At 44.7% G+C, this 15,540-nt stretch carries 17 protein-coding genes and 1 tRNA gene; 13 read left to right on the top strand and 5 right to left on the bottom strand.

What is annotated here, in order from left to right; genetic code table 11:
* From K1X84_12550 to K1X84_12525, 6 genes are all read left to right on the top strand, one after another.
* A partial coding sequence (locus K1X84_12550) for an ACP phosphodiesterase (GenBank protein ID MBX7152465.1) occupies nucleotides 1–585 on the top strand: 585 nt, incomplete at its 5' end.
* Between the two features lie 74 nt (nucleotides 586–659).
* Nucleotides 660–1,568 (top strand): rhodanese-related sulfurtransferase, encoded by a 909-nt coding sequence (locus K1X84_12545; GenBank protein MBX7152464.1) that lies wholly within the window; start codon nucleotides 660–662, stop codon nucleotides 1,566–1,568.
* A 57-nt stretch (nucleotides 1,569–1,625) separates the two neighbouring features.
* Nucleotides 1,626–2,264 carry a hemolysin III family protein gene (locus tag K1X84_12540; protein ID MBX7152463.1) on the top strand — a complete coding sequence of 213 codons (639 nt, stop codon included), beginning with the start codon at nucleotides 1,626–1,628 and terminating at the stop codon, nucleotides 2,262–2,264.
* Between the two features lie 9 nt (nucleotides 2,265–2,273).
* The gene (locus tag K1X84_12535; protein MBX7152462.1) at nucleotides 2,274–3,215 is read left to right on the top strand and encodes a hypothetical protein; all 942 of its coding nucleotides are present in this window, start codon (nucleotides 2,274–2,276) and stop codon (nucleotides 3,213–3,215) included.
* Nucleotides 3,216–3,228: 13 nt separating this feature from the next.
* Entirely contained in the window at nucleotides 3,229–4,890 is a 1,662-nt protein-coding gene (locus K1X84_12530; GenBank protein MBX7152461.1) for a M1 family metallopeptidase, read from the top strand.
* A gap of 19 nt (nucleotides 4,891–4,909) precedes the next feature.
* Complete coding sequence (locus K1X84_12525) at nucleotides 4,910–5,815, top strand: AEC family transporter (protein ID MBX7152460.1); 906 nt, start codon at nucleotides 4,910–4,912, stop codon at nucleotides 5,813–5,815.
* Here K1X84_12525 and K1X84_12520 read toward each other — a convergent pair.
* On the bottom strand, nucleotides 5,768–6,301 hold the full coding sequence (locus tag K1X84_12520) for a GNAT family N-acetyltransferase (GenBank protein ID MBX7152459.1): 534 nt from the start codon (nucleotides 6,299–6,301) through the stop codon (nucleotides 5,768–5,770). The two genes, K1X84_12525 and K1X84_12520, sit on opposite strands and share 48 nt — an antisense overlap.
* A 1-nt stretch (nucleotide 6,302) precedes the next feature.
* Nucleotides 6,303–6,665 (bottom strand): hypothetical protein, encoded by a 363-nt coding sequence (locus K1X84_12515; GenBank protein ID MBX7152458.1) that lies wholly within the window; start codon nucleotides 6,663–6,665, stop codon nucleotides 6,303–6,305.
* Nucleotides 6,666–6,823: 158 nt separating this feature from the next.
* Here K1X84_12515 and K1X84_12510 point away from each other — a divergent pair, with 158 nt between their 5' ends.
* Nucleotides 6,824–7,285: a helix-turn-helix transcriptional regulator gene (locus K1X84_12510; protein MBX7152457.1), complete on the top strand. Its 462-nt coding sequence runs from the start codon at nucleotides 6,824–6,826 to the stop codon at nucleotides 7,283–7,285.
* Between the two features lie 64 nt (nucleotides 7,286–7,349).
* The gene (locus K1X84_12505; protein MBX7152456.1) at nucleotides 7,350–7,760 is read left to right on the top strand and encodes a VOC family protein; all 411 of its coding nucleotides are present in this window, start codon (nucleotides 7,350–7,352) and stop codon (nucleotides 7,758–7,760) included.
* 63 nt (nucleotides 7,761–7,823) lie between these two features.
* Here the strand turns inward: K1X84_12505 and K1X84_12500 are convergent, their stop codons facing one another.
* From K1X84_12500 to K1X84_12490, 3 genes are all read right to left on the bottom strand, one after another.
* Nucleotides 7,824–9,944, bottom strand: coding sequence for a B12-binding domain-containing protein (locus tag K1X84_12500; GenBank protein ID MBX7152455.1), 2,121 nt, complete (start codon nucleotides 9,942–9,944; stop codon nucleotides 7,824–7,826).
* Nucleotides 9,945–9,998: 54 nt separating this feature from the next.
* Nucleotides 9,999–11,039 carry a tetratricopeptide repeat protein gene (locus tag K1X84_12495; protein MBX7152454.1) on the bottom strand — a complete coding sequence of 347 codons (1,041 nt, stop codon included), beginning with the start codon at nucleotides 11,037–11,039 and terminating at the stop codon, nucleotides 9,999–10,001.
* Between the two features lie 31 nt (nucleotides 11,040–11,070).
* A tRNA-Gly gene (locus K1X84_12490) sits at nucleotides 11,071–11,142 on the bottom strand.
* A 320-nt stretch (nucleotides 11,143–11,462) separates the two neighbouring features.
* On the opposite strand from K1X84_12490, the gene K1X84_12485 reads away from it, so the two are divergent.
* From K1X84_12485 to K1X84_12465, 5 genes are all read left to right on the top strand, one after another.
* Nucleotides 11,463–11,756 carry an RNA-binding protein gene (locus K1X84_12485; GenBank protein MBX7152453.1) on the top strand — a complete coding sequence of 98 codons (294 nt, stop codon included), beginning with the start codon at nucleotides 11,463–11,465 and terminating at the stop codon, nucleotides 11,754–11,756.
* Nucleotides 11,757–11,941: 185 nt separating this feature from the next.
* The gene (locus K1X84_12480; GenBank protein MBX7152452.1) at nucleotides 11,942–12,880 is read left to right on the top strand and encodes a UbiA family prenyltransferase; all 939 of its coding nucleotides are present in this window, start codon (nucleotides 11,942–11,944) and stop codon (nucleotides 12,878–12,880) included.
* 16 nt (nucleotides 12,881–12,896) lie between these two features.
* Nucleotides 12,897–13,988: a hypothetical protein gene (locus K1X84_12475; protein MBX7152451.1), complete on the top strand. Its 1,092-nt coding sequence runs from the start codon at nucleotides 12,897–12,899 to the stop codon at nucleotides 13,986–13,988.
* Complete coding sequence (locus K1X84_12470; protein MBX7152450.1) at nucleotides 13,985–14,755, top strand: XdhC family protein; 771 nt, start codon at nucleotides 13,985–13,987, stop codon at nucleotides 14,753–14,755. Before K1X84_12475 ends, K1X84_12470 begins: the two co-directional genes overlap by 4 nt.
* Entirely contained in the window at nucleotides 14,745–15,524 is a 780-nt protein-coding gene (locus K1X84_12465) for a biotin--[acetyl-CoA-carboxylase] ligase (protein ID MBX7152449.1), read from the top strand. Before K1X84_12470 ends, K1X84_12465 begins: the two co-directional genes overlap by 11 nt.
* The last annotated feature ends 16 nt before the right edge of the window (nucleotides 15,525–15,540 follow it).

The raw sequence follows: 15,540 nt of genomic DNA, 5'->3' as shown, positions 1-15,540 counted from the left end.
GACCGGAAACTCCGTTTTCATGAATCGGCCATCACCAAACTCATGTCGGACGAACCGCACGTCATGGTATGGAAGGGCATTCATAATCATCTCCGCGCAGACGCTTTTTTTCATCAGTCGGAATTTTTCAAAAAAACATACGATAAAATCCGTCCTCTGCTGGTGCGCCGTATTCCGGTCTCTCACAATGCCCGGCCGTTTTTTCTCGCGCACATTCTCGTTGAAATGCTGACCGACCATGTATTACTTAAATCGAATCCATCGCTTGCTGATGAATTTTACAATGCGATGCAGTCGGCCCATCACGACGATATCAAAAAAATGATTGAGCATTATTTCCAAAAGCCGTTGCCCGGCATTGAAAACCATTTCCGTATTTTTTTACAGGAACGTTTCCTCGCTTCCTATACTTCGCTCGAGGAAATAGTCCATGCCTTGAATCGCGTGATCCGGCGTACGCGGCAAGAGCCGTTCGATCCCGGGTTTGTTACAGTTTTATCCGATTGCACTGTAATAATCGACCAGGATTTTCCAATTTTTATCAACGACATTGATTATTTCCGTACCCACTTTTTCCCATATTGATTCCGATTGATTCTCAAGCTCCAGTTGGCTAATTTGAACCGAATTTTTTCATAGTAACCGGTTTATTTTTAAAAATGATTGAACCATTTCCATTTCGCGTTCTGCTGTATTATAAATATGTTTCCATCAGCGATCATGAGGCGTTCGCACGAGAACACCTGGCTTTTTGTAAAGAGCTCGGCATGCGCGGACGAGTGATCATCGCGCCGGAGGGCATCAATGGCACCGTTTCGGGTACAATTGAACAAACGGACCGGTACATGGCGCAGATGCGTGCCGACGAACGGTTTTCCGATATGTGGTTTAAGCACGATCCGGTCCCCGATCATGTTTTCAAAAAAATGTTCGTTCGTCCCCGCCATGAAATCGTCACGCTCGACTGGGAAGAAACGATCGATCCCAATAAGACCACCGGGCAATATTTGAATCCGGCTGAATTTCATCAGATGCTGCAGCAGAACGATGTGATCGTCATCGACGGCCGTAATGATTACGAATTCGAAATGGGACATTTTCATAAGGCTATTCGCCCCGACGTCCGCTCATTCAAAGAATTTCCGGAATGGATCGAACGGGAATTGTCCGATAAAAAAGACACGCCGATCCTCACGTATTGCACCGGCGGCATTCGCTGTGAAAAGCTGTCGGGCCTGATGTTGAAACAAGGCTTCAAAAATGTTTTCCAGTTGTACGGCGGCATTGACGCGTACCGCAAAGATTTGCAGGTAAAGGGCGATCTGTTCGAAGGAAAGTGCTATGTTTTCGATGACCGTATCGGCGTGCCGGTCAACCAGGTTAATCCGACCATTGTCACGCATTGCAAACATTGCGGAGTGATCACCGACCGGTTTGCCAACTGCGCGCATCTGGATTGCCACACCCGGTTTTATGTATGTGTGGATTGCGAGAAGAAATTCCGCCGGTCGTGTTCGGCAGCGTGCGCCGAGGCGGAACATCATGAATGGAATTTGCAGATTATTTAGTTTCTTATGTTCGCCCTTCGACTTCGCTCAGGGCTCAATTCAAAAAATCAAAAAATTATGTCTGACCACTACTACTCCAAAGGCGAAGAGATCGCTAACAGTGTTACCCACGGATTGGGCGTTATGCTCAGTATCGCCGGGCTTGTTATATTAATTATCTATGCCGCGCTCAACGGAACGGCGATACACGTCGTGAGCGCCACGATTTTCGGTTCTACGCTGATCTTGTTGTATACCGCTTCCACCCTTTACCATTCCTTTCAGTCGCCGCGCGTGAAACGTATCATGCGTATCCTGGATCATTCGGGAATTTATCTACTGATCGCCGGAACGTACACGCCTTTCACATTGATCAGCTTGAACGGCGCGTGGGGCTGGAGTCTTTTCGGAGTCGTTTGGGGATTGGCGCTGGCCGGCGTGATTTTCAAAATCTTTTTTACCGGACGATTCGGCGCCGTTTCAACCGTCATTTATTTAGCGATGGGTTGGATTGCCATCGTCGCCATCAAGCCGATGATCGAGCTGATTCCAACCGGAGGACTTTGGTGGATACTAGCCGGCGGGTTGGCGTACAGTTTCGGAGTAATTTTTTATGCGTGGAAAAAACTTCCTTATGCCCATGCCGTCTGGCACATGTTTGTGCTGGGCGGAAGTGTCTGCCATTTTTTTGCGGTTTTATTGTATGTCATACCTTGAACGGTAAAGATGAAACGACTATTGCTATTTCTAGTTATCATAGCCGCCGGGTGTGAAACAAGCTCTTCCCCCGTTATTCCGGATCTGGAATCGGCTGATTGGTCAACGCTCATCGAACCGCTGTGGATCCTTGATATGGTCGACGATGGGACATTGATCTGGGCTGGTACGAATTCCGGTCTGATCCGCATCAATAAATCCACCAAAGACACGATGGCGTATACGCCGACCAATTCTCCTATCCCTTCTTATTCAATCAATTCCATTGCGAAAGGTGATAGCGGTTTTCTTTGGATCGGAACGGGCAATGGGTTAGTTAAAACAAATTTCGACTCATGGAATATCTTTAATTCAGTGAACAGCGATTTACCGTCTAATTCGATCGCCCATCTCACGTATACTCCGGACGGAACCTTGTGGATGGTTTCCGGCAATAAACTGGTCACGCTCAAAAGTACGGGTTTTGAAAATTTTAATGCGACGGGACTTCCTGCGCAAGGCATTACCACCGTCGCATTAAAAAACAAAAACGACATCTGGGTGGGCACGTGGGGCGGCGGTGCAGCCCATTACAACGGTTCGAAGTGGACCGTCTACACGCAGAATAATTCCTATCTCAGAACGTCCTTTATTTTTGATATCCGGATCGACGGCGACTTGGTTTGGATCGGCGAAGGCGGCGGGCTCAATCGTATCGATGGAAAGTTGTGGAGTTATTACACGGCTGCTAATTCCGAATTGCCTCAAAACGACGTGACCGTCATTGCCGCCGGTAATGACATTCAATGGCTTGGTACCTACGAAGGTGGTTTCGCTTTGTTTAACGGTAAGCGATGGAAAATTTTCAATTACGATAATTCGATATTACCGTCGCTTTACATCACCAGTTTTTTGATCACTAAAAAACAACAATGGGTCGGTACCCGACACGGTTTAGTTGTTATTGAATAACGGAGGCCCCATTATGAAATGGATGTTAGCTTTTACGATCTTCTTTAGTTTTACGTCAATAAATGCACAACGAAAACTAGGCATAAAACCGACCGATTCGGGTGGCAAACTAATGGCGGAACAAGCGTGCTACGACGTCAGATTTTACGACCTTAGTCTGAAAGTTGAACCGGCAGAACAATCGATTGCAGGAGTTTTGACGGCGCGCGCAGTGATCGTACAACCGACGGAATGGTTTGTGATGGATCTCGACACGCTTTTGTCGATCCAAAAAATTACCGAGATCAATCGGAATGGCGAAACAATACGGTCTTTTGAGCGGCGCGGATGGAAAGTATGGATCGCGCTGGGAACGACACGTCAGCCAGGTTCGGAAATATCGATCGCCGTGACGTACGGCGGTAAACCCCGCGTAGCACAACGCCCGCCCTGGGTCGGCGGATTTATCTGGAACACAACGAAGGACGGACAACCATGGATCGGTGTAGCTTGCCAAAATGACGGCGCCGACATCTGGTGGCCTTGCAAAGATCATCCGAGCGACGAACCGGATTCCATGAGCCTGCATATTACCGTACCCATTTCACTGTTATGCATCGCGAACGGCCGTGATCAGGGCGTGGTAAAAAATAGCGACAGCACGCACACCTTTCACTGGTATGTGACAACGCCGATCAATAACTACGGTGTTTCTATCAACATCGCTCCCTACAAAAAAATAGAAGGCTCTTATACCAGCATTACCGGACAAGTCCTCCCTATCGCGTATTGGGTATTGCCTGAAAATTATGAAAAAGGGTTGATCCTGTTTAAACAAATTCCCGAGCATTTACGCTTTCACGAAAAACTACTCGGACCTTATCCTTTCCGCACCGATAAATATGCGGTCGTTGAAACGCCCTATCTCGGCATGGAACACCAAACCGTGATTGCGTACGGTAACAACTATACCAACAATCCTTTCGGATTTGATTTTCTGCATCATCACGAATTATCGCACGAGTGGTGGGGCAATCTCGTCACCGCCGTCGACTGGAGTGACATCTGGATCCATGAAGGGTTTGGGGCTTACATGCAGCATTTGTACGCCGGCGAACTCAAGGGAGAAAAGGCTTATCACGAATCGCTCGCCGCTTTGCGTCCAAGAATCAGGAACATGAAACCGGTCGCCGAGCGTCGCGCTCTGACGATCAATGAAAGTTATCTCGTGGCGCCCGATTTTGTCGAAAGCGATGGAGACAATTACACCAAAGGCACCTGGATTTTACACACGCTTCGTTACCTGATAGGCGACGACGCTTTTTTTAAATCGCTACGCCGTATGACCTACCCCGACTCAGCCATGGAAAAAATTACGAATGGAAAACAATGCCGTTTCGTTTCAACGGACGATTACCTTGCAACCGTAGAGTCCATTACAGGAAGGAAATTCGATTGGTTTTTTGAAGTATATTTTCGGCGTGCGCAACTCCCGAAATTGATTTCAACCATCGAAGGCAATAAATTATTACTCCGATGGGAAACACCGGACCATCTGCCTTTTCCGATGCCGGTCACGGTTCAACTAGGTCAAGAAAAAAAACAAATCGCTATGCCTGACGGAAAAGCTGAAGTGATTGTCCCCAAAAATATTCAACCTGTCATTGATCCGGATCAATGGTTGTTAATGGATTGACAGCCATTTAAAATAATTTATGCATAATCTTATTTTGCTCGCGCTGTGTTTTGCACTTGGCATTGTTTTGCGCCGTTTCAAGAAATTACCCGACAACGCGACATCGGTTCTTTCGTCTTTTGTTATACACATCTCGCTCCCTGCGCTCACGCTGCTTTACATTCACGATTTACAATTGCATCCGTCGTTGCTCATTCCGTTATCCATGGCTTATCTTTTTTTCGGGTTGGCCGCAATATTTTTCTATTTCGTAGGAAAATGGATGAAACTGCCCACGAAAACCATCGGATGCCTCATGCTTACCGGAGGCTTGGGGAATACGGCGTTCGTTGGTCTGCCGATGATTGAAAGTTTTTATGGAACGGATGCGGTCGCTATCGGTATTATCGCCGATCAGGCGGGATCGTTTGTTGTTTTATCAACTTTCGGAATCATTACGGCGGCGCGTTACAGCGCGAGCGGAATTTCGGCAAAAGAAATTTCTAAACGAATCGTGTTGTTCCCGCCTTTTATCTCGCTGCTCGTCGCCATTCTGCTCATGCCGATTCCTTTTCCCGAATGGGCAACCTTCGTTCTCAATCGTTTAGGCTCGACATTGGCGCCGATGACGTTGTTAATCGTCGGATTGGAATTACGCCTGGATCATCTCAAAGGTAAAATTCCGATCCTCACCATTGGTTTGTTTTTTAAACTGGTTCTTGCGCCGTTGGCGCTTCTGGTATTTTATGTGTGGATTGTGGGAGGAAGTGGACAGATTCTACAGGTTACGATTTTTGAAGCGTCGATGCCGCCAATGATCATGGGTGCGATCCTGGCCATGCAATACGACCTCGATCGCGCGATGGCCACGCTTATGATCGGAATTGGCATTCCCGTTTCATTCCTGACCCTGCCGATCTGGTGGTGGCTTCTGAGGGGATTTTGAAAATTGCTGAAAACCGTTGCGGGAGCCACGGCCTTGAACAAATTCGAGTTTTTTCAACAGCCTGACTGAGGCAAGATTATCATGAAGAGTAAAAGCGTCAATCTGATCGAGCTTCAATCCATCAAATCCGTACCGAAGAATAACGTCAAGCGCTTCAAACATTAAACCGCGCCGCCGATATTCCTGTTTCAAGATATAGCCGATTTCTCCGACTTGACACGAGAAACCACGGTAAAATCCGCATGTACCGATAATCCTGTTTGTATCTTTCAAAGCAATGCCCCAGTGTATGGTGTGCCCAAATTGCTGATCTTCGGCAATACGTTCCAGCATCTGGCGTACTTCTTTTTCTGACTGAGCATGTAACCCGTCGTATACGGTTACCGGTAAAACATCGGCGAGATCGGCTTCTTCAATACCTCGCAAAATCAGACGTTCCGCATCGAACTGAGGAGCATTACGAAAAACAGATTCAAATGCGTTCATTTTATTTTTTAAATGTCAGAAGTAATTTGACATATTTACCGGGGTCACCGTTCAATTGAATCGATGCCTGATACTGCGTAAGCGCTTCGGCGACTTGATCGCTGATCGGGGGAAATTCAGATTGTTCAGTAAAAGCGGTAAAGCCGAGAAGATATCCTCCTCCGCCGGCGTTCAAAGAAATCTGCATAGGCTGTGTAGCTAATTGACCGATATAATTGATGGCATAATTGATCACTTTCACAAGCGGTTTATAATCCTCGACTTCCAGCCGGCAATCAAATTCCAGCGCCAAATTCGCATTCATTTCTTTTTTCTCTTTGATCATCATAATTAAATCGCGCAGATCGATCATTTCCTTTTCCATGAGAATTATCCTTTTTATAATTATTGGATGAAATCTGAGGAGGACTCATGGAGTGTAGTAAAATAAGTTTTGGCAATCAAGCGGCAACAAAAATTGCTTGTTAAAATTTTTATGGATATTTTAATATCACTGGTCACATAACATCAATACTTGCTTCTATGTTAAAACACCCGATGACATTCAGACCTCCCAAAGGCCACCCGGATCTGATCCGACGGTTGCTCAATGCCCGTAATATGATGGATAACCGGTTTGATCTGCCTCTTACGATCGAATGTCTTTCCGATGAAGCTTATTTTTCGCCGTATCATTTTTTACGGCAATTCCGTAAAATGTTCAATGAAACGCCGCATCACTATCTGACCCGCCGCCGGCTCGAACAGGCCAAATATCTTTTGGCACGTAGTTCGAAATCCGTCACTGAAATCTGCTACGAAGTAGGATTTGAAAGCCTGGGTTCATTCAGCACGCTCTTTCAAAAATATTCAGGTTTTCCGCCTTCCTCTTACCGCATTCGTTCTTATCATTTTTTCAACCACATTTCAGCCGCACCGGCACTGATCATTCCTTCGTGTTTCCTTACCGGGTACAACCACACTCTAAAACAGAGCAATTTTTAAGAAGCTTTGAAGGTGTTTGAAAACTATATTGTTCCGACATTAACTTTTATACCAAGGAGTTGCCATGATCAAAAAGCTTTCACACACAACATTTTTTGTAAAAGATCAGCAAGCGGCGCATGAATTTTATACTCAAAAACTCGGCTTCGAAGTGCGAACGGATGTGACCATGGACAATGGTTTTCGCTGGTTGACGGTTGGTCCTAAAGGACAACCGGATTTGGAGATCGTATTGATGGAACCGAAGGAAGGTCCGGTATTCGATAAGGCCACGGCCGCTAAAATACAGGAATTACTGGACAAAGGCGCCTTTGGTGCGGGCGTGTTCGAAACGGATGATTGCCACAAAACGTACGAAGAATTGAAAAGTAAAGGCGTTGAATTTACATCGCCGCCAACCGAACGGTTTTACGGTATTGAAGCATTATTCAAGGATGGATTGGGTAATTGGTTCAGCATGTCGCAACACAAATAAATGAACAGTCCATGTCAGTTCGTGTCCTGAGCGGAGTCGAAGGATAAGAATTGACATGGCCGATCACTTCACATTAAAATACTTCGCTTCGGGATGGTGAACGACAATCGCACTGGTCGACTGTTCCGGAACCAAGTGAAACTCTTCAGTCAGCGAAACACCGATGCGTTGGGGCTGGAGCAACTGAAATAATTTCGTCTGGTCTTCCAGGTTGGGGCACGCAGGATAGCCGAAACTGTAACGTGAACCGCGATAGCTTTGTTGAAATAATTTTTTGACATCCTTCGCATCGGCGATTTGGATACCCATCTCGGCGCGCATGCGGCAATGCCAATATTCCGCGAGCGCTTCGGCTGTTTCCACGCTCAGTCCGTGAAAATATAAATAATCGGAGTAATTATTCGACTCGAAAAGCTTCGCGGAATAATCCGATGCTTGTTGACCGACTGTCACCAACACACATCCGATCACATCGATGCGGCCTGATTCTTTTGAAGTAAAAAAATCCGAGATACAATAATAATGGCCGTCATGTTGCCGTGGAAATGTAAACCGCAATTTTTCCGTTTTAAGATCATCCTGATAAACGATCAAATCGTCGTTCTCCGACTGACACGGAAAGTAACCGTACGTAACTTTGGGAATGAGTAAGCGTTCGTTTTTACACCGTAATTTTAGCGAATCGAAAACCGGGCGGACTTTTTCTTTGACAAATTGTTCGTACTCTTCCACGTTCATCTTACCGCGCGTAAATTGCCACTGCCCGCGAAAGAGCGCGATCTCATTGATATATGGAAATACGTCGTCCAAAGAAATATCTTCAATAATTCTGCTCCCGTAAAACGGAACCTTTGGAATATCAACGTCACGCGCAACATTCGAGCGATGTTTAATTCCGGCCGATTGTTTGACTGCAGATTTTTGTTGTTGCTGCAGCCACACGTGTACTTTTTCAAGATGCTCATATTCATGCGCAAACGTCGCTCCGGCAATGATCGTTCCGACCGAGTCTTCTTTCAGTGATTGTTGAAAATGCTCCGGCTTCAATTGCTGCACTTGCGCAATAACCGCCGTCTGCATTTCATTCCACGCATCCATGATCTCCGGACGCGAGGCATTGCTGTATTCTTCGACGCATTGATCGTTAAATCGTTGTCCGTCTTCATCAGTAAAACGCCGGATCGTAGATAGATTGCCTCTCATCAACTGCTGCAAGCGTTCGATCGTAACTTTTTCCCATCCGATAAAATGAGCGATGATATCACGAACGGACCATTGGCCGAAAGTATTTTTACGAATAAATTCGTCGTCTGCAATATAATCGAGAACTTTATTCCATTGATGCCGGACCAGTTTGATACGTTTGATTGTTTCAGCCGCAGAATCGGCAGGTAATTTTAGCAGGTCTTCTTTAGGAGCCGATTCCAACGACTCGCCGCTGATGATTTTCTCCATAACGCGAAGTCCTGAAAACGCATCTTCGCAATAAAACAAAGGCCCTTTAAACACGGCTCGCAAATCTTCCTCAACGTATCGCCGTGTCAAAGCTGCACCGCCTAACAATACCGGAACTTGGATGCTGCGTTCGGTCATCACTTCCAGATTTTCTTTCATGATCATCGTTGATTTGACAAGCAAGCCGCTCATACCGATCGCATCGGCTTTATGTTCATCCATAGCCGTCAACATCGTTTCGACCGGACACTTAATACCGAGGTTGATGACCTTATATCCGTTATTGGTCAAAATGATATCGACCAAATTCTTCCCGATATCATGTACGTCACCTTTGACGGTCGCAAGAACCATCGTACCTTTTTGAGAATCGCCGGTTTTTTCCATAAACGGCTCAAGATATGCCACCGCCGTTTTCATAACTTCCGCCGATTGCAATACAAACGGCAATTGCATTTCACCTTTTCCGAAAAGTTCACCGACAACTTTCATTCCATCCAGCAAAATCGTATTGATGATATCCAGCGGTTTGTACGACACCAGCGCCAGTTTCAAATCTTCTTCAAGGCCTTTTTTCTCGCCGTCGATGATTCTGTTTTTCAAACGCTCTTCAACGGTCTTAGCCGTTTGTACTTTGGAAACGCTCTGGTCGGATTTTTTGTTTGAATAAAAATTAATGATCTCGACGAGCGGATCGTACGCAAGCTTTTTTTCTTTTTCTTCGGACAAACTTACTCCTTAATAAGACTTAAGCGCGGCAATATAAACACATCAGACCTATAATCAAAAGGATTTCATCCACGGTATCAGGCTTTCGATCGCTTGAATGGCTTCAGTACCTGAAACGGTATCATCTTCTCCAAATCGTTTTTCATCGAACGGCTTGAGTATGCCCAACGAAACTATAGCGGCTATTTCGTCGAACAGGACATGCGAACGCGGTACATCTAGCCAGACGGTTTGATTGAATTCGATCTTTTTGCCGGACCGTTTCACGATACCGAAAGCATAATGTGCAAGGTTACGTCGTTTAAGAACGTAGCCACCGCGGAATTTCCGGTCAGGCAGTATTTCCATGACTTCAGCTCCAACTGCACTGGCCGCATAACGGAATAATGGGTCGCTATCGTTCAAATCTTTGAAGGTTATATTATTATTAGAAGGAAGTTCTAAAATCACCGTTAAAAGAAATGCCAGATCGCTGCGATCAATTGCATTTTTTCTTCCGATAATCTCCAATCGTTCTTGTTCGTACGAAACAAACGGAAAACGATGAGCGGAAAAAACATCATAAGCGTTCTCGATACGGTCACGCCGCTTTAACCCGGGGATGTCCATCAACGTTTTATAAATATGAGCCGCTTTACGAACATTACCGATCTTGTCGTACGATTGTGCCAGCAAGAATAGTGCATCGGCGTACGACGAATCGCCCGCTTCAACCCGTTCAAGATGAATAACGGCATCGTTAATTTTTCCCAATCGAAAACCGGCCTCTCCCAAAAGATAATTGAAGCGATTGTGTTGTGAGAAAAGTACAGCAACCGGAGTTAAAACCTTATCGGTCCGGTCGTAGGCTTCGTCCAAAGCAAACGTTTCGGCTATACCACAATAAGCATCGGCCAAAAGCGAATCCATCGCAATGGCTTTCCAATAAAGCTCCACAGCCGAAACCGTTTTACCGCGGTCTTGTTCGTACCGCCCTTTTTGATAAAAGCGTATGGCTCGGTCATGCTTTTCGGCCTGTGTCAAAGGCCCGGAACACCCGACAACTACAATGGACAAAACGATCAGAAAATCGCGTGTAGTATTGAAGATAGTCAACGAAGATTATAGAGTGAATGAAGTTTATTTGAGCGAGAGACGGGGATCGAACCCGCGACGTCCAGCTTGGGAAGCTGGCATTCTACCGCTGAATTACTCTCGCATAGACGTACGTCAATATAGACAACCGAATGTATTTTGTCAATATGACTTTCGCCACAACCAATGTCAAAATGCCCAAAAAATTCGCTTGACATTCCATGATGTGGCTTTTATATTGATTTTATACAAGTGCAAATGTTCATTTGATTGATGATGTGTGTAAGGCTCATTGAGTCCTGGCGGTTACTCCTTTTGGTGGCATTTCTTTTCAGACCCTTGTCTCAAAATAAATCCTGAAAGTTTATCCCAAGTCTCAAAGTGTATGGGCGCTTTGAGATTTTTTATTTCTATTCCCATGTTTCTAACCCTTTTTTAGGAGAAATTTCTATGAATACCAGCAAACTGTACGTTGGTAATCTCTCGTACAAAGCGGACGAACAATCGTTGGCCGATCTTTTCCGCCAGGCCGGCACGGTCAATTCCGCCAAAATCATCGTCGACAAAATTTCCGGACGCTCCAAAGGTTTCGGTTTTGTCGAAATGAGCAACCTGGATGAAGCTACCAAAGCCATCCAGATGTTCAACAATTTCTCCTACATGGAGAGAAACCTGGTTGTCAACGAAGCCAAACCTCAGGAAAAGAGAAGCTTCGGTGACCGTAACCGGAGAGGTTAGAAACAGCAACCCTTGATACGATTGTTGTTCCCGATCGATACAACGCCCTGCCCCTTTGCAGGGCGTTTTTGTTATTGTAACTCCTTACGGTTTTTTCTATATTGGCTCGCAAAAAAATCCGCACGATGCGCATTCTCATTTGTATAAATCAATAGTTAAACTTACACTTTTAATTAATTAATCGCATGCAGCCGGTGAAATTGCTGGATTATTTTTTCGTATTAAGGCCGATGCTTTTTTTCCAAGGATGGACCCTCACGTTGGCCGGGTACTATGTCGCCAGAGTCGTGACCGGCGATGATTGGAATATTCTTTCGGTCGGTTGGTTTCCGCTTCTTCAGATTTTTTTGTCAACGGCATTGTTTATGGGATGGGTATTCATTCGCAATCAGATCGAAGACATTGAAACCGACAAAAAGAATCAGAAATTGTTTCTCATTTCTGGCAACCATATTCCGCTTCAACACGCCATTATCGAAGCGCGATTGCTCCTGCTTTCGGCTTTGGTGTGTGCATGGTGGATGAGCTGGATATTTTTTTTAGTTTTTGCTGCTGCGTGGATTTTAGGCATTTTATACAATGAACGTCCTTTTCGCTGGAAAAATCGTCCGATCCTTGGGATTTTCATCAATGTTCTTGGCGGGCAACTGTTTTTTATCGTTGGATGGCTTATTCGTAAGCCGCTCGAACCGTCTCTATTTTTGATCATGCTTCCTTATATTTTACTTAGTGTCGCATTCTATATTTACACAACACTCTTTGATGTTCATGGCGATGAAGCCACCGGTAAAATTACTTTTTCGGTACGATTCGGTATGCGAAAAGCAGCCCTTACCGGTTTATTATTTTTAGGTGTAGGTCTGACCGCCGGATTTTATGTGAAGGATTATTTTATTTCGATCGTTATTCTGTTTTCTCTGCCGTTATGTATCTATTTGACTTTTCGAACCACGTGCGAAAATGCAAATAAAGCCGTCAAAGTTTCGTTGGCGGTTTTTTCACTCGGTGTTTGTGTATCGTTCCCGCCTTATTTACTTCTGATGATCGCATTTTTCTATTTCACTAAAGTATATTACAAATTGCGGTTTAATTTCAATTATCCTAATTTCAAGGCAGAGTCTTGAAAAGCATTAACGTGATATGAAATCTGTTTTTTCATATTTATTGGTTTTCATTTTCATCGGCGGAGCCATCGCTATCATTCCGATGGAACGATTATTCGATGAACTCGTGAACTCAGACAAATTAATTGAAAATGTCCGACATGCCCGTCTTTATGAGCAATTATTGAAAATCGTCTCTGACAATCTTACGAAAAATTCTTCCCTGGCGCGGCTTAAGAACACACCGCTTGAATTGACTGAAACCGAAATTCAAGAAGTCTTGAAGCAAACTTTCCCTGAAGATTGGTTTATCAATAATCTTCAAGCGTCACATCGTATGCTCTTAAATCATCTTGACGGAAAAGTTCAAGGTAATGGCATTCGGCTTGGTTTTTTGATAACCGATAAAAAAGATTTACTGATCGAAAATTTCTCCGGAATTTTCTCAACAAAATTTTCTTCCCTGCCCGCATGTTCGGAAAAGGATCTAATCAAACTTGGAATGGCCTTATATACTTCAAACCAAGATGTAAAAGCTTTAATTCCAGATTGCCGGCCACCGCAAAAAATTGAACAAGCAATACTTCAATCTATTCATCAGTCGGTATCGGAAACTATTGATCAATTACCCGACACCGTTGACTTTCTAAATCCCAAATTGCTGAAAAATGCCGATATCAAAATCGAAACTTCCATACATAATCTGGCAGCCCTTCGCAATATTTCCAATAACTTTGGAACACCGGCATACTTTGTACTCTGCATTATTTTGATACTGATTGCTCTCATCAATTGGAACAACAAAAAGCATATGCTGTTTCGAATAGGCGTTCCCATTCTGGTTTCTGGTTTGATTGTATGTTTGTTATTTGGCCTGGGGTATATGGCGCTCCAAGGAAAACCCGGTAAAATCGAGAAGACCATTCACATTGACAGTGTCAATGTCGATACCATTCAATTGTCCGAAGGAGTAACTGACTTAGTCCTGTCATTTGGAAAATCATTGATGGTCAATTATTTTACGAATGCTTTGATTTTTTCAATCATTGTTACGTCTTTCGGAATTTTCATAATGATCGCCAGTAATTTTGTTGGCACGCCTGCCGGTAAAACCGTTGATTCTCCATGACAAAATTTTATCAAGATCTTATAGATTATTTGGATCGGTACGGCCGGCTAGCCGTTGCGACGATAGTTCGGGCCGAAGGCTCGACACCCCGAACGGCCGGCGCTAAGATGCTGATATTTCCTGATGGAAATTTTCAATACACTGTTGGCGGCGGGCTTTTTGAATCAATGGTTATTCAAGATGCATTGTCCGTACTGAATTCACAGGAAGCTTTACTTAAAAAATATTCCTTTAATCAGGAAGGTAAATATGCCATAGGAGCTGTCTGTGGCGGCACCGTGGAGGTTATGATTGAAATGATCATCGCATCACCCAATCTCTGCATTATCGGCGGCGGCCATGTCGGGCAAGCCCTGGCGCGTCTTGCTTCTCAACTTGATTTCAATATTACGTTGATCGACGATCGTGAGGAATACGCCCGTGCATTATTTCCCCACGATCGTATCCGCGTCATTCATACGCCGCCCGACTACAGCGCGATCCCGGAACCGGCTGAGAACTCTTTCATCTGTTTGGTTTCTAAAGGTTATGCCAGCGATGAGGCTGCATTACGGCAAATCATCCGGAAGCCTGTTCGTTACATCGGTATGATCGGCAGCCGAAAAAAAATCCGTACTGTGTTTGAAAACATGCAGAAAGACGGATTTGAGCAAAGCCTGTTTGAGAAAATTCACGCACCGATCGGCCTTGATATTCGTTCGGAAACGCCTGAAGAAATTGCCGTCAGCATCTTGGCTGAGATCATCCAATATAAAAATGAACAATGATTTTTCTTCCATAGCTGAATTTGCCCGCACTTCTACTGCCGGTCGTTTTAATATTATTCCTGTTGACTCAATTGATTCGTCCAACCGCTACGCTAAACTTCTTCTTTCTGAAAAAAAAATCGGCCATAACACCGTTATCCTTGCCGACGAACAAGTCCAAGGGAAAGGCCGGCTCAATCGTTCCTGGGCATCTCCGCCGGGCGTCGGATTATGGATGTCCATCGTTGTAGAACCAGAACTGCCAGCAACACAGTGGTTTTTATTTACGTTTATGAGCGCCGTCGCGGTAGCAGAAGCGATCGAACATCAAAGCGGACTTGAAGTGCAGTTGAAATGGCCTAACGACGTCTTGATTCGCAGGAAAAAAACATGCGGGATTTTACTCGAAAGTGTTTCGGTCGATCAAAAAAGTTTTCTCATCATCGGCATTGGCCTTAATGTCAATCAACCTGAATTTCCCGATGAATTGCTGCACAAAGCGACGTCTTTGGCTATTGAGGCCGGCAAAGAAATTTCGCGGCGCGAAATTTTTGTGGAAATATTGCTACGATTCAGTCAACATTATTCGATGTTAGATATATCGATTTTGCGAATTTGGAAAAAAAGAACCGATTTTTTTCGACAGCCGATTACAATCTTTGAATTAAATCAGGAATTTGACGCAATTGCATTAGATGTCAATGATGACGGAGGCTTGATCGTCGACGTCAACGGTCTTCGTCGAACGATTTATGCAGGCGATGTGCGGATTCAATGGCAACAAGTTTGAGGAAAAAAACCCTCGC

The organism is bacterium (genome assembly GCA_019695335.1).
Lineage (GTDB): Bacteria > CLD3 > CLD3 > SB21 > SB21 > JABWBZ01.
Note: the sequence above shows the minus strand (reverse complement) of the source record. Positions and strands in the feature narration are given on the sequence as shown.